The sequence below is a fragment of the Methylophaga thiooxydans DMS010 genome (genome assembly GCF_000156355.1).
Classification (GTDB): Bacteria; Pseudomonadota; Gammaproteobacteria; order Nitrosococcales; family Methylophagaceae; genus Methylophaga; species Methylophaga thiooxydans.
This window is the reverse complement of the sequence record NZ_GG657888.1, coordinates 1-14,434: the sequence shown is the minus strand read 5'-3', so window position 1 is coordinate 14,434 and position 14,434 is coordinate 1. Positions and strand designations below refer to the sequence as shown.

Annotated in this window: 12 protein-coding genes; 8 read left to right on the top strand and 4 right to left on the bottom strand. The window is 47.5% G+C overall.

Annotated elements, in window-relative coordinates; genetic code table 11:
- The first annotated feature begins 88 nt into the window (after positions 1-88).
- Genes MDMS009_RS02750 through MDMS009_RS02740 form a run of 3 tightly spaced genes read left to right on the top strand, consistent with a single transcriptional unit; the run spans position 89 to position 2,806 of the window.
- Entirely contained in the window at positions 89-1,213 is a 1,125-nt protein-coding gene (locus tag MDMS009_RS02750) for a DUF2817 domain-containing protein (RefSeq protein ID WP_237700461.1), read from the top strand.
- Positions 1,191-2,309: a GNAT family N-acetyltransferase/peptidase C39 family protein gene (locus MDMS009_RS02745; protein WP_008290325.1), complete on the top strand. Its 1,119-nt coding sequence runs from the start codon at positions 1,191-1,193 to the stop codon at positions 2,307-2,309. Before MDMS009_RS02750 ends, MDMS009_RS02745 begins: the two co-directional genes overlap by 23 nt.
- A 41-nt stretch (positions 2,310-2,350) precedes the next feature.
- On the top strand, positions 2,351-2,806 hold the full coding sequence (locus MDMS009_RS02740; RefSeq protein ID WP_043887862.1) for a tellurite resistance TerB family protein: 456 nt from the start codon (positions 2,351-2,353) through the stop codon (positions 2,804-2,806).
- Here MDMS009_RS02740 and argH read toward each other — a convergent pair whose 3' ends face one another.
- Complete coding sequence (argH, locus tag MDMS009_RS02735; protein ID WP_008290328.1) at positions 2,807-4,186, bottom strand: argininosuccinate lyase; 1,380 nt, start codon at positions 4,184-4,186, stop codon at positions 2,807-2,809.
- Positions 4,187-4,309: 123 nt separating this feature from the next.
- Between argH and hemC the strand changes: the two genes are divergently transcribed.
- The 5 genes from hemC to MDMS009_RS02710 are packed head-to-tail and all read left to right on the top strand — an operon-like array spanning position 4,310 to position 9,944.
- Complete coding sequence (hemC, locus tag MDMS009_RS02730) at positions 4,310-5,239, top strand: hydroxymethylbilane synthase (protein ID WP_008290332.1); 930 nt, start codon at positions 4,310-4,312, stop codon at positions 5,237-5,239.
- Positions 5,229-5,981, top strand: coding sequence for a uroporphyrinogen-III synthase (locus MDMS009_RS02725; protein ID WP_008290321.1), 753 nt, complete (start codon positions 5,229-5,231; stop codon positions 5,979-5,981). The genes hemC and MDMS009_RS02725 overlap by 11 nt, the downstream gene beginning before the upstream one ends.
- A gap of 1 nt (position 5,982) precedes the next feature.
- The gene (locus MDMS009_RS02720; RefSeq protein WP_154646957.1) at positions 5,983-7,005 is read left to right on the top strand and encodes a uroporphyrinogen-III C-methyltransferase; all 1,023 of its coding nucleotides are present in this window, start codon (positions 5,983-5,985) and stop codon (positions 7,003-7,005) included.
- Positions 7,002-8,201 carry a heme biosynthesis HemY N-terminal domain-containing protein gene (locus tag MDMS009_RS02715; protein ID WP_008290352.1) on the top strand — a complete coding sequence of 400 codons (1,200 nt, stop codon included), beginning with the start codon at positions 7,002-7,004 and terminating at the stop codon, positions 8,199-8,201. The genes MDMS009_RS02720 and MDMS009_RS02715 overlap by 4 nt, the downstream gene beginning before the upstream one ends.
- A 9-nt stretch (positions 8,202-8,210) precedes the next feature.
- Positions 8,211-9,944, top strand: a complete 1,734-nt coding sequence (locus MDMS009_RS02710; protein ID WP_008290333.1) for a monovalent cation:proton antiporter-2 (CPA2) family protein — start codon at positions 8,211-8,213, stop codon at positions 9,942-9,944.
- A gap of 100 nt (positions 9,945-10,044) precedes the next feature.
- Here MDMS009_RS02710 and MDMS009_RS02705 read toward each other — a convergent pair whose 3' ends face one another.
- The 3 genes from MDMS009_RS02705 to dnaA all read right to left on the bottom strand — a co-directional run.
- Positions 10,045-11,673 carry a hypothetical protein gene (locus MDMS009_RS02705; protein ID WP_008290336.1) on the bottom strand — a complete coding sequence of 543 codons (1,629 nt, stop codon included), beginning with the start codon at positions 11,671-11,673 and terminating at the stop codon, positions 10,045-10,047.
- A 383-nt stretch (positions 11,674-12,056) separates the two neighbouring features.
- The gene (dnaN, locus tag MDMS009_RS02700; protein WP_008290346.1) at positions 12,057-13,160 is read right to left on the bottom strand and encodes a DNA polymerase III subunit beta; all 1,104 of its coding nucleotides are present in this window, start codon (positions 13,158-13,160) and stop codon (positions 12,057-12,059) included.
- Positions 13,161-13,175: 15 nt separating this feature from the next.
- The coding region (gene dnaA / locus MDMS009_RS02695) for a chromosomal replication initiator protein DnaA (RefSeq protein WP_008290349.1) at positions 13,176-14,434 on the bottom strand (1,259 nt) is incomplete at its 5' end.

The following is a 14,434-nucleotide window of genomic DNA, read 5'->3' as shown; positions in this document are numbered from 1 at the left end:
TCTACAGGGTACGCAAAAGCGAATGATAAAGTCATTTGACTTTTGGTGTGTTAAAAATTTTTGCGTGAGTTTTTAATTACTGGTCAAAATGGAAAAACTCACATATCCTTCGCGAAAATTTTTGCACAGGAGGCCCGTTGCCATGTATGCAGATGCCGTTTTGAGTGTTTTTTCGCAGCGCTATGCTGGCGCCCGTGACAAATTCATCAGTAATGTAGAAACCAGCTCCATCGTTGAGAAGCTGACTAACCTTGCGCACCCCTTGAAAGGGCCGAAAAATGAGAAGCTATTTTGCGATATCGTTTGGGCGGGTAACCTTAAAGCGGAAAAAGTGTTGGTGTTGGTTTCAGGCGTTCATGGTGTAGAGGGCGGCGCGGGTTCGGCGGTTCAGGCCGACTTTGTGTCTAGACACCGTCGCTTGCCACCTGATGTGTGCGTGGTCTTGGTTCATGCACTTAATCCGTGGGGTTTTGCCTGGGCCAGCCGTAATGATGAGCAGGGCATAGACGTTAATCGTAACTTTGTTGATTTCGATGCCGCCTTACCTAGCTCACAGGCCACCCAGATTTGGGAACAGTTACAACAGGGTAAAACGGATCTCACCAGTATCGCCGAGGACAGACAACAGTTTGATCTGTTCTCCGAGGGGCAGTACGAACGCGAAGATATGCCTTATTTTGGCGGTAAAGAAGCAAGCTGGTCACGGCAAGTCATCGAGCAGTTGATGTCCCAGCTTAAACCTGCCAAGCGTGAACAGATCATTGTGCTGGATATTCATAGTGGTTTGGGGCCTTATGGTTACGGTGAATTGATCTGTGATCATCCGGTTGATAGCAAAGCTCACGATTATGCTGTTGAACTGTTTGGGGCAACGGTTACCGAACCTTCTTTGGGTAACTCCAGCTCTGGTACTAAACTCGGCCTGCATGATTACTACTGGCATAGTCAGGGTGAGCATGTGTGTTACCTGACGCTGGAGTTCGGTACCTTCGGTAATCAAAAAATGCTGCAAGTCTTGTCGGACGATCAAAAGCTACAGCAGTCCGGTAAGCTGGATTGGTCTGATGACAACACGCTGGATGTGAAACATGCAATGCAAGATTTCTTTTGCCCCGATGAAAAGCAGTGGCAAGAACTGGTTTTATTCCGCGGCCGTCAAGTGATTGAAATGGCGCTGGACGGGTTAACTGATGCCAACCACAACAAACGCTGATTTTCTCATTCGAGAAGCGACGCTGGCAGATGTGTCAGCCCTGAGTGATCTGGAAACGCAATGCTTTGAGACAGATAGACTGTCACGTCGCAGCTTTCGCTGGATGATTGAAAAAGGACATGCATTACTGCTGGTAGCAATGCAAGACGAACGCTTACTAGGCTATGTCTTATTGTTGTACTCTCAAGGCACATCATTAGGACGTGTCTATTCGCTGGCAGTTGATGCCGAATTCCGAAAAGCGGGTATTGCAGTAAAACTGATGCAGGATGCTGAGCAGCACGCGCTTGAAGATGGGCGCAGCTTTTTGCGACTGGAAGTCCGACCTGATAATGACGGTGCTATTCGGCTCTATGAAAAGCTGGGTTACCAGCCTTTTGATATTGTCACCGACTTTTATGAAGACCACTCTGATGCTTTGCGAATGATGAAGGTGTTGCATCATCAGCCAGAAATCACCCACCCACAGGTTGCGCATTATTCACAGACTACGGAGTTTACCTGTGGCCCTGCCTGTCTAATGATGGCATTGAAAACCTTCGATGAAGCGTTGAGCTTGAACCGACAGCTTGAGTTGCAGTTATGGCGTGAAGCCACAACCATTTTTATGACGTCTGGTCATGGCGGTTGCAGTCCGCAAGGGTTGGCGATAGCAGCTAATCGCCGCGGTATGAATACTGCATTATTATGTAACTCTGATGATATTCCGTTTATTAACGGGGTACGCAGTGAGGAAAAGAAAGCTGTCATTGAGTGCGTGCATCAGGACTTTGTCGAACAGATAGATCGTTCTGCGATTGAGCAAATACACACTAACGTCGATGCCAACACCTTAAGTCCATTTTTGCAGCAAGGTGCATTGGCATTGGTTTTGATCAGCTCCTATCGCTTGAACCAGAGTAAGTCACCACACTGGGTTTTAGTGGTGTCCATCTCCGATACCTTTGTTTATTTTCATGATCCCGATGTGGACTGGGACGATAATAAAAGTGTGACGGATAAAGGCTATATTCCGGTCACGCATAAGGAATTTAATCGCATGTTAGGGTATGGTAAGCCTCGATATCAGGCGGCCGTTATTCTCAAATCACGCTGAACTTTGTGTGCTGTCATCGGTCGTTTTAGGTGGGAGATTTTATGATCGAAAAACTTAAACAAATTTTCAGCGGCACTTTTGGCGCAGATACCGACGTAATGCTTAATGATCAAGAGCAAACCAAAAAGCTGGCGGCTGTTGCACTGATGGTTGAGATTATTGCTGTCGATGATGAGCAACATGATGCTGAGAAAAACATGCTTCGGCAGATTTTGGTGGAACAGTTTGACGTTACCCAGCAGGCGGCCAATGCGCTGATCACTAACGCAGAGCAGGCTCATGAAGAAGCGACCGATTTTTTCCGTTTCACGTCAGAAATCAATGAATTTTTTGATGCCGATGAAAAAATCGATCTTATTGAATCATTCTGGAAGCTGGCCTGGGCAGACCAGCATATCCATGATCTGGAACAGCATGTGATTCGCCGGCTGGCAAATCTTTTACATGTGTCTCATAAAGATTTTATTGCAGCCAAAATTCGCGTCGTGGGTGTCTGATTAACGGCTAAAACGAGCACGCTGAACAGCAGCGCGAACTTGTTCTGGTGCGGTTCCACCTAGGTGATTACGAGCAGCAACAGAACCTTCCAGGGTCAACACATCGAATACGTCATCTTCAATCTGATCTGAGAACTGCTTTAGTTCTTCCAGACTCATTTCAGACAAGTCTTTATTGTTTTTCAGGCCATACGCAACGGATAGACCGACGACCTCATGCGCATCACGAAACGGTGTGCCTTTACGTACCAAGTAATCTGCCAGATCGGTCGCTGTGGCATAACCACGTAATGCAGATTGACGCATATTGCTGGCTTTGACGGTAATAGCCCCCATCATATCGGCATACACTCGTAATGAGCCGATTAAGGTATCGATGGTGTCGAAGAGCGGTTCTTTATCTTCTTGGTTGTCTTTGTTATAGGCCAGAGGCTGGTTTTTCATTAGCGTCAGCAGGTTAAACATATTGCCGTAAACACGGCTGGTTTTACCCCGAATCAATTCAGGAACATCCGGATTTTTCTTTTGCGGCATGATTGATGAGCCGGTACAAAACGCATCACCCAAGTCAACATAGTCAAACTGAGCCGATGACCAGATGATCAACTCTTCCGAGAAGCGCGATAAATGCATCATCAGGATAGAAGCAAAACTGTTGAACTCAATCGCAAAGTCACGATCACTGACAGCATCCAGCGAGTTTTGACAGATACGGTCAAATCCCAGCAAATTCGCGGTCATCTCGCGATCAATCGGGAAGGTTGTGCCAGCGAGCGCAGCCGCACCCAGCGGCATGGAGTTCACACGTTTTTCGCAATCATCAAGACGTTCCGCATCGCGAACCAGCATTTCGTACCACGCCAGCATATGATGACCAAAGGTAACCGGTTGAGCGGTTTGCAGGTGGGTAAAGCCGGGCAAAATGGTGTCGGCTTCACGTTCAGCTACATTTAATAACGCTTCTTGTAAGCGGCTTAATTCACTGCGGATAGGCTGAATCATATCGCGCAGATAAAGACGGACGTCGGTGGCCACCTGATCATTGCGAGAGCGACCGGTGTGTAATTTTTTGCCCACTTCACCAATCAAGGCAATCAGGCGTGCTTCGATATTCATATGCACGTCTTCTTGTGCTATCGACCACTCAAACTCGCCATTTTCGATTTCAGTTTCGATGTTTTGTAAGCCATCGATGATCTGATCTCGCTCTTCAGGGGTGAGTACGCCAACTTCCGTTAACATCGTGGCGTGCGCGATAGAGCCACGAATATCTTGCCGGAACATGCGTTGGTCAAATTCGACGGAGGCGGTAAATTCCTCGACAAATTTATCGGTTGGCTGGGTCAGGCGGGCTGAAGAAAGTTTTTTGTTTGTAGTCATGGCGATTCAGATCAGGACGTTGAAAACAGGGCGTCATTATAACGTGCTTAGTCGAGAGATGAGGTGTGAAAATGCTAGAATCAGCTATGTTTTTCATTATATAAGCGAAAGTGACCGCAACCCATGAGTAAAAGAACCGTACGAATCGCTACCCGTAACAGCCCCCTTGCCGTCTGGCAGGCTGAGTTTGTCAAAGACAGTTTGCTGGCTCTACACCCGGACTTGACGGTGGAACTGGTCAAGATGAAAACACAGGGTGACATCATCCTGGATACACCGCTAGCGAAAGTCGGAGGTAAAGGGTTATTCGTCAAAGAACTCGAGCAGGGCATGCTGGATGGGAGAGCGGATATTGCCGTGCATTCAATGAAAGATGTGCCGGTGGAGTTTCCTGAAGGTCTGCATTTGCCGGTCATTTGCAAGCGTGAAGATCCGCATGATGCCTTTGTCTCCAATCATTATCAGACGATTGATGATTTACCGCACGGGGCACGGCTGGGCACATCCAGTTTGCGTCGTGAATGTCAGGCAAGGACTCACCGTCCCGATCTGGAGGTTTTACCACTTCGCGGCAATGTGAACACCCGATTGCGCAAGCTCGATGAAGGTCAGTTTGATGCCATTATCCTGGCCATGGCAGGACTCAAACGTCTTGGCTTTGATGACCGCATTCGCAGTGCCTTAACCCCTGAGCAAAGCTTACCGGCAATTGGACAGGGTGCTTTAGGCATTGAAACACGTATTGATGATGACGAGATGAATGCTTTGATTGCGCCTTTGCATTGTCCACAAACTGCTATCGTGCTGACTGCCGAGCGTGCTCTGAACCGACGTTTATCCGGTGGTTGCCAGGTGCCGATTGCGGGCTACGCGATGTTGGAAGGTGATGAGGTATGGCTACGCGGATTAGTAGGTCGCCCGGATGGAACCAATACACTCTATGCTGACGTGCGTGGCGCAGCGAAAGATGCTGACAAACTGGGTGTTCAGATCGCAGAAACCTTGCTGACAAAAGGTGCCGATAAGATTCTAGCTGATGTTTATGGTGACTGAGGCTTCGCTGGCAGGCCAAAAGATCCTGATTACGCGGCCAAGGCAGCAATCGGATCAGCTGGCCGAGTTGATAGAGCAAGCAGGGGGCAAACCGATCCTGTTTCCTGTGATAGCGATTAATCCTCTTTTGCCATCAGATTGGCAGCAGCCAGCGTTCAAGCTAGACCATGCAAATTGGCTCATTTTTGTCAGCCGCAATGCCGTGCTCAGCTTTATGTCGGGTTGGCAGACTGAGCTACCCAAACATTTAAAGTTTGCTGCAGTGGGTGGTGGTACCGCTCAGGCAATGCGAGAATCAGGCTTGAAGGTGGATTGTCAGCCAGAAATATCATCGGGTAGTGAGGGCTTGCTAATGATGCCCGAGATGCAGGATGTGGCGGACTGTAAGATAATCATTATCAGAGGCGTTGGCGGCCGTGAACATCTCGCCGATACCCTTGCCTCTAGAGGTGCTAGTATAAGTTATATGGAAGTATATCGGCGCGACGTAGCGGTGCAGGATAAGGTGTCCATAGAGCGAGCGATGGCCGCTGATAAACTCATCTGTACCAGCGTAGCCGGCATTGATAATGTCTGTCAGATTTTAAGTGACGATATGACTAATCTGCTTAATAAGCCCTTAGTTGTCGTCAGTAACAGAATTAAAGCACATGCCGAATCTAAAGGGTTTAGCTGTGTTCGCGTGAGTACAGATGCTAGTGATGTGGCGATGTTGCAAACATTGATAAGAATGGATGGATAGCATGGCAAACAACGACCAAAAACAACAGATAGATGACAATGTTCAGGAAGCAGAAATTGTCAATGTTGAAGCAAAGCAGCAATCAGCCAATCGCTGGTTGTGGCTTGCTATCGTTTTATTGTTGATCATATCCGCTTTAAGCAGTGGCTGGTTGTATTGGCAACTACAACAAAATCAGCAGCTGCAACAGCAGCAGATAACGGTACTGAGCACCGACAACGAAACGCTGGCAGATGCTTTACAACAAAGTCAAAACCAGCTGGGTAATGCTGAGCAAAAGCAGCAACAGATCGCTGAGCAGCTTAGTGAGTTGGTGGCGCGGGAAAAATTATCCAGTGCTGACATCAAGCGAACATGGGCATTACAGGAGATTGATTACCTGCTCAATATTGCCAATCAGCGCGCTTTGTTAGCGCATGATATCGCCGGTGCTCGGCAGGCTCTGGAAATGGCTGATGAGCAATTAGAAGCCTTGTCTGATTACCGCTTGCATCCATTAAGAGCACTGATTGCAGAAGATATGATGGCTTTAGATGCGCTGGCTGACTTGGATATCGCCGGTATGGCCTTGCAGTTACAGGTTGCGGCAAAACGAATTAATCAACTGCGTGTTGCTAAAGGACCGGAGGTGACTGCTGATACAACTTCAGAGGTGGCAGCGCCAGCAAACGAAGCAAGTTGGCAGCAAGCGGTGAATGATGTCTGGCAGCAAATCCGTTCTCTGGTGGTTATCCGTCATGATCAAAGTGGAGAGTCGGCGGTGTTGGTGCCTGAACAGCGCTATTTCCTCTATCAGAATCTTCGTTTACAGCTTGAAAGCGCCCGGTTAGCGCTGCTCAATGCGGATGCCAGCAGCTACAAGCACAGTCTGCAGACAGCGCTTAGTTGGTTAGAGCGTTATTTTGCTGGCGATGAACGTGATGCCATGCTGAATACGCTCAATGCACTGCAGCAGAAGCAAATTGAAATTGCGATTCCTGATATCTCAGCCTCTCTGAACTGGCTGAAGGAGTATCAACGATGAAAGTATTGATCATCGTTGCTTTAGCGTTGGTGTTGGGCGCGGCGTTTATTTGGGCTGCGGATTTTGAGCCTGGCTTTGCGTTATTGCAGTACGGTAACTGGAGTTTGGAAACCTCTTTAGTGGTGCTGTCGACAGCATTTATTTTTCTGCTGGTGGCCGGTTATCTGTTGTTACGAAGTGTTGTGCTGGTGAAGCAATCACCGAAACGATTGTCAGCATGGAAACAAAACCAGCGTCATAAACGTGCCAGTCAGGCATTGACTCGCGGTTTGATTACGCTGGAAGAAGGTCGTTGGGCAGAAGCCGAGCGAGTGTTATTGCGCCATGCGAATAATAGTGAAACACCGCTGCTGCATTATCTGGCAGCAGCACGTGCTGCGCAAAAGCAACACGCACCGGATCGACGTGATAATTACCTGCGCTTGGCGCATGAAACCACAGACGGTGCAGATATTGCGGTTGGCGTAGTTCAGGCAGAGCTACAACTTTCTGCCGGTCAGAAAGAGCAGGCGCTGGCGACCTTGCAGCATTTACGAGAAGTCGCCCCCAAACATCCCTACGTTTTGCAGTTATTACAGACGCTTTATCAAGATATGGATCAGTGGCAAGAGGTGCAGTCTGTATTACCTGATTTACGCAAGCGCCATGTTTTGGAGACCGCCGAAGTTCGCGCTTTGGATCAAGAGGCTGCAGTGGGGCAATTAGAACTCGCCTTGAGCAGACAGGAATGGAGCAAGATGGCACGTGTTTGGGAAAAGTCACCCGCACGCATGCGCCAGACAGAAGCAATGTTACGCCCTTATGTGGCAGGTTTAATCAAACAAGGTGAGCAGGAACAGGCAATTGAGTTGATCGAACAGTTTTTACGCAAGAACTGGAGTGATCAACTGGTGTATCAATATGGCCAAATTGCGCAGGGTGATTTACTGAAGCGTCTTGCTATTGCGGAAAAATGGCTGAAAGACAAAAAAGATAATCCCTGGTTATTGCTTACCTTGGGACGATTAGCGAAAGCCAGTGAGCTGTGGAAAAAAGCAGAAGAATATTTGCATGCCAGTCTTGAACAGGGGGCGCGAGGCGAAACCTATCAAGCACTAGCAGAGGTGCAATTGGCAGAAGGTAGACATGACGCTGCAGCGGAGACCTATAAAATAGGTCTGAATTTAATGCTCAGACCTGTCGATGGCGCTAAGTAGAGGGTTACCGTGCAAGAGGCTGGTGGACATTATCTGGTAGACATTCTGGCGCTGCTGTTAGCCACGGTTGTCATTATTCCTTTTTTTCATCGTATTCGTCTTGGCGCTATTCTGGGATATCTCACCGCAGGTGTAATCGTTGGTCCATGGGGATTTGGCGTTATTACCGAAGTGGAAGATATTCGTCATTTAGCGGAATTTGGCGTCATTTTCCTGCTTTTTGTACTCGGTATTGAACTGAAGCCCGACAAGCTCTGGCAAATGCGCAAGATGGTGATTGGCCTAGGGTTGGGGCAAGTATTAATCACCGCAGGCCTTATCTATGGTGTTGCTATTTGGTTCGGCGTTTCCAATAAAAGTGCGGTTATTATCGGTTTTGGTCTCGCTTTGTCATCAACGGCATTTTGTCTGAAATTGTTAGCCGAACGGGGTGGTATTTCCACCGTCATGGGGCGAATGTCCTTCTCGGTGTTGCTATTGCAGGATATTGCAGTGGTGCCCTTATTAGCACTGGTATCCTACTTTGCTGGCGGCAGCCCCGATATTATGGAGCCCAGCCTTAAACCGGTTTACGCCATTCTGGTGATCATCGCTTTGCTGTTTGCTGGCCGTTATCTGCTCAACCCCGTATTGGGGCGGATAGTTGCCAGCCACGATCCGGAAGTATTTATCGCCTTATCCGTTTTATTAGTATTAGGCGTTGCCTGGATCATGGAAACAGTAGGTTTTTCTATGGCATTGGGTGCTTTCCTCGCTGGTGTAATGATGGCTGAGTCACATTACCGCCATCAAATTGAAGCCGATATTCTGCCCTTCAGAGGGATCTTGCTGGGTTTATTCTTCATGACCGTCGGTATGGGCATTGATTTTAGTCTGTTGTGGGAGCGCTTACTGGACATCGTTTTGCTCACATTAGGACTGATGGTGTTAAAAACACTGGTGGTATATTTATTGTCGCGTGTGTCAGGGGCTCGGCATGATATTTCACTGCAAGCAGGGGTTTTGCTGTCACAAAGCGGCGAGTTCGGCTTTGTGCTATTTGGTTTTGCTGCGGCATCTGGGGTGTTGGAAGAAAAGCTTGGCGATATCTTGACCTTGGTCATTGCCTTAACCATGGTGCTAACGCCGTTTGTGGTTAAGGGCACCAACATGTTGTTGATTCGGTTTTATACACCGAAAGAAACAGAAGACGATGATTATGCTGAGTTTGTAGAGTCCAGTGATGAGCATGTCATCTTAGCTGGCTTTGGTCGGGTCGGTGCCCGGGTTGGCACTTTGCTGGGTGCGGCAGGTGTGCCTTATATCGCTTTAGATATGAAACAAAAGCGCGTTAAAGATGCCCGCTCTCAAGGCTTCCCGGTTTTTTTTGGTGATGCCAGTAAAGTAAAAGTATTACAGGCAGCTGGCGCGGATCACGCCAAGATGATTGTCGTTACCTTGGATGATCCTGGGCAAATTGATCGGCTGGTCTCACAGGTCAGACAGTTCTATCCCAGTATGCCAATCCATGCGCGAGCCCGAGATCGTAAACATTGTGCCGACTTGATTACTCAAGGTGCGACCACGACGGTTTCAGAAACACTGGAAACGAGCTTACGGTTAACTGAGGAAGTGCTATTAGGTAGTGGTGTGGAAGAAACGGTTGCAACGCGGGTTATTGATGAATTCCGTGATGATTACTACTCGAATGTCGTGCAGAAAGTTACCGAGAACAAAGTGGTTCTTGGTGAGTTAAAACACTAAATGGCGTAGTTACTCAGATAAGATTTAGTCCACAGCGACAACAAAAAGCCCCGGCATAGTATGTCGGGGCTTTTTGTTATCGTGGTTTTAACCAGACCGACTATTGAGTGCCGCAATACTCAGTCTCGCACCGCTGTTCCCAGCAGTTAACCAACCCATTCTGCAAACACATATAAGTGTCATCACTTTCGTGTTTGTTACAGTCAGATTGAGACCAAGTAATTTGAGTTTTAAACGTGTCGCCACACAATTTTGCCGCCTGATTTCTCAGGTTGGTTTGCGCCAAATCAATCGCCGTATCCTGCCCATAGTAAGTTGTGGATGTACCTGTCATCTTGTAGTCGCGAGCACTGTCGACAAGTCTGTTTGCCTGCTTTTGCTTTGAATCTTTGCTGTCGGCGTCTTGCTGAGCAGGTTCAGATTTCACTGAGGCTGAGTCAGCGCTTGCTGTAGTGTCAGTGTTATTGGTTTGATTAGATGCGGAAGTCAGTTTTTGATCGGATATCAGCTTTGCATTGTTGGCGTTGGCCCTCACCTGCGAATTGATTTGGGCAATCATACGCCGGTTGTCTTCCATTACTTGGTCAACTTGATTGTTAAACTTTTGAATTGCATTCATTGAATTATTAACTTCTTGATCAGCATAGGCTGCATTTTGCGCCTGCATCTGAGCCATCTCTGCGTTATCTCTTCTTTGTTCGTACACTTCCTCAATTTGCCTACTGGCATATTCAAGATCCGCGACTGCATCGTCCATCATCTGCTCAGCAGAGTGAATTGGCACTCTGTATTCAGAGTCCTTGTAACCCTTGATATTGTCTCGGAGTGTTTTTTCTTTATTTTTGAGATGTGAATATTGATTGATATAAGGGGCTAAATCATAGGTTTCCAAGGCTTTGCTAGTGCAACTGATAAACCGACGATTTCCTCTCAATGCTTCATTATCGTTACCCACCCGGTCGTCACCATACCATCTATAAGCTACGGGCTCTGCGGCGCAACCCTGTTTTTTAGCCCAACCTTTAAAAGTGAGAGGCCGATATGTATTTTTGATAAAGTCTTTATAAGCTTTTTTATTTTCTTTTATATCATTCATCGCCGCCATCAGCGTGACTTTTTGAGCTTGATAACTCTCAAGCGCCTCTGAGGCTGCTTTACCCGAAAAAATGGTAACCTCCTCGTTCTTCATCTCATCCACTTTTTCTTTGCCCAGGAAAGACAATTGTGTAATCTGCCATCTCTTCGGCCTTGAGGCACGATAACGATTCTCGTGATTAATCCGGGTAAGTTCGCCGACACTCATATGGCTAGGACTTTTGGAGCGGCCGCCGAAACATTCAAAGCAAAAATGCCAGTCAGTGGTGACGGTACCGTTGGTGACTTTATCAGGCATGTGTGCAGGATACTGATTCTCAGAAGCAGAACGCCAGTCTGCTATATATTTTCCCTTGCCTTCTTCAATAATCTGCTCTGCGGTGATGCCTCTGACAGGTTTGAGTACATAACGATAAAGCTGCTCAAAGGGACGTGTATTGGGGATGCTTTTGAACTCTCGATAAGCCAGAATAATTTCATCACTCGATGATGAGGGGCGCCTGTCGAATTTGCTGTCTTCGTAATCGATTAAGATAATTCTTACTGCCTTGGGAGCACTCTTATCAAGCCAGCGCGCAAGCTCTGGGCTTGGATTTACTCTGACGGCATCAACACCGTAGTCGTATTTACTCATTTGTTTTACGCAGCCTGTCAGGGTGGTAACAGTAAGTAATGAGAGTGTGAAAACGAACGTTCGAGATGACCATAAAGGCATGAGTTAATTATCCTTCTGAGAAAAGAGGCTATTTGATACCGTGACCTTGTGAAGGCAGCATTAACTTAGCCGTGGCCAGGAGAAAAGTTGTCGTCGCAAAATGATCGGACGTGGGTTTTGAGCGGAGAATGTGGCGGGCTAACTTCACATTTCTTTCCCTGAAAAATGAAAAACAGATATACAACGATGCTCTAGAATCTCTGTGATCTTGTCAAGACCTGTCGCGGCAATCCATATACCTTGGCAGAGAGGTAAGGCTCCTCACTGTGATTACAGAAGGCGCATAAAATTTAAGCTGCGTCTTAGAGACGCATCGGCATCACAACGTATTGACGTTCAAATTTTTGATCCGCTGGTGTGACCAGTGCACTGCTGGTTTCATCGGTGAAAAGAATCTTTACTTTTTCATCTGGGATTGCATTGAGCAAGTCCAGCAAATACGCATTGTTAAAAGCGATCTCTAGCGGTGAACCTTTGTAATCAACACTGATTTCTTCTTCTGCTGACTCTTGCTCTTGATTGGTGACCGTTGCTTTTAACTGGTCAGTATCCAGGTTGATACGTACGCTACGGTGTTTATCATTAGACAGGATCGCAGCGCGTGATAAGGCTTGCTTGAGCTCATCCCGCTCGGCCAACACTTCTTTGTCACCGCCTAAGGGCAGCACGCGCTCATAGTTTGGAAACTGGCCATCAATGAGCTTAGAGGTGAAGTGAATATCCGGCAGTTCAACTTTAATTTGTTGGTTGCTAAATGCCAGTTTAACGTCATCATCCGTTTCATTAAGCAAACGGCCTAGTTCGATAATGGCTTTGCGCGGTACGATCACGCTGTTTTTTTCAGCAACAGGGTTCGCTGTGGTTAAGCTGCCCATTGCCAGACGGTGACCATCGGTAGCAACAGCACGCAATGTGGTTTCTTCGCGCTCCAACAATAAGCCATTCAAGTAATAACGTACGTCCTGACTTGCCATGGCAAAACTGGTTTCATCCAGTAAAGACTTCAAGGCTGACTGCGGCAGACTAATTTCATCGATATAGTTGGCGCCTTCGCTATCAGGGAAGTCATCACTGGGTAAAGTTGACAGCGAAAAACGACTTTTGCCTGCTTTAACGACGGCTTTATTGTCTTTTGCGTTAAGGCTTATCGTTGCATTGCCTGGTAGGGCTCTGACGATATCGAGAAATTTACGGGCTGAGACCGTTATCTTGCCTTCTTCTTCGACAGAAACCGGCAGAGTCGCAATCATTTCCAGCTCCATATCGGTACTGGTCATGGAAAGCTGGTTGCCATGAACTCGCAGCAAGACATTAGACAAAATCGGTAAAGTGGCACGCCGCTCTACAATGCTGCACACCAGTTGCAATGGTCGGACGATAGTTTCTTGGCTGACTGTGAATTGCATGATGATTCTCTCGGATTAACTCGACAGGGTTCGTAAAAGGTTACGGTAGTCTTCTGCAACGCGGGTATCCGATTCTTTCAACTCGGCTACTTTACGGCAGGCATGAAGCACCGTTGTGTGATCACGACCACCAAACGCGTCACCGATTTCCGGCAGACTATGGCTGGTCAGTTCCTTGGCCAGTGCCATCGCGATTTGTCGCGGGCGGGCAATTGAGCGGGTACGTTTTTTTGCTAGCAGATCGGAGACGCGCACTTTGAAGTATTCGCCGACGGTTTTTTGAATGCTCTCCAATGTGACCAGTTTTTGATGTAAGGCAAGCAGGTCTTTCAATGCTTCTTGCGCCATATCAATTGATAAAGGCTGATTGGTAAAACGCGAAAAGGCCAACACGCGCTGTAATGCGCCTTCTAAGTCACGCACATTCGACTTGATACGTTTAGCGATGAAAAAGGCGACGTCTTCTGGCAGTGTTATCAGATTTTGCTGTGCTTTTTTGATTAAAATCGCGACGCGTGTTTCCAACTCAGGGGGCTCAATCGCCACCGTTAATCCCCAACCAAGACGGGATTGTAGACGTTCATCGAGGTTTTCGACTTCTTTCGGGAAACGGTCACAGGTCAGTATGATCTGACGCTGGCCTTCAAGCAGGCTGTTGAACGTATAAAAAAACTCTTCTTGTGAGCGTTCTTTTTTAGCAAAAAACTGAATATCATCGATCAATAAGGCGTCTGCACTGCGATAGTGAGATTTAAATTGATCGATGGCGTTATTGCGCAATGCGGTGATCATATCTTGGACAAACCGCTCCGAAGACAAGTAAATCACACGTGCTTTCGGGTTGTCCTGCTTGATTTTATTACCGACGGCGAGCATTAAATGCGTTTTACCCAGACCCGTGCCGCCATATAAAAACAGCGGGTTATAACCACTGGTTCCGGGTGCTTCAGCGACGTGCAAAGAAGCGGCGCGTGCTATCTGATTTGATTTACCTTCGACATAGCTATCAAAGGTAAATAGCGGGTTCATCGGGTTGCCGATGGCTGGCTCAGCTTTAGTTTCGCTGGGTTTGCTGTTTACGAGAGGCGTCGTTGTTTCTGGTTCGGTTGCATCGGTTTGACGGCGTGAGGGCATATTGCCCATCGCCTTAGTGCCTACTTCAATCGCGACTTTATCAATAGAACCCTGACTCAGTGCAGCGATTAACGTGTTGATTTGGCTTTCCAGTTGCTCTTGAACCCATGCTTTTACATAAGGGTTCGGCGCGAGTAAGC

Excerpts from the sequence above, each read along its gene's own strand:
- MDMS009_RS02750 (WP_237700461.1), top strand. The coding sequence starts at position 89 with ATGGAAAAACTCACATATCCTTCGCGAAAATTTTTGCACAGGAGGCCC.
- MDMS009_RS02745 (WP_008290325.1), top strand. The coding sequence starts at position 1,191 with ATGCCAACCACAACAAACGCTGATTTTCTCATTCGAGAAGCGACGCTG.
- MDMS009_RS02740 (WP_043887862.1), top strand. The coding sequence starts at position 2,351 with ATGATCGAAAAACTTAAACAAATTTTCAGCGGCACTTTTGGCGCAGAT.
- argH (WP_008290328.1), bottom strand. The coding sequence starts at position 4,186 with ATGACTACAAACAAAAAACTTTCTTCAGCCCGCCTGACCCAGCCAACC.
- hemC (WP_008290332.1), top strand. The coding sequence starts at position 4,310 with ATGAGTAAAAGAACCGTACGAATCGCTACCCGTAACAGCCCCCTTGCC.
- MDMS009_RS02725 (WP_008290321.1), top strand. The coding sequence starts at position 5,229 with ATGGTGACTGAGGCTTCGCTGGCAGGCCAAAAGATCCTGATTACGCGG.
- MDMS009_RS02720 (WP_154646957.1), top strand. The coding sequence starts at position 5,983 with ATGGCAAACAACGACCAAAAACAACAGATAGATGACAATGTTCAGGAA.
- MDMS009_RS02715 (WP_008290352.1), top strand. The coding sequence starts at position 7,002 with ATGAAAGTATTGATCATCGTTGCTTTAGCGTTGGTGTTGGGCGCGGCG.
- MDMS009_RS02705 (WP_008290336.1), bottom strand. The coding sequence starts at position 11,673 with ATGAGTAAATACGACTACGGTGTTGATGCCGTCAGAGTAAATCCAAGC.
- dnaN (WP_008290346.1), bottom strand. The coding sequence starts at position 13,160 with ATGCAATTCACAGTCAGCCAAGAAACTATCGTCCGACCATTGCAACTG.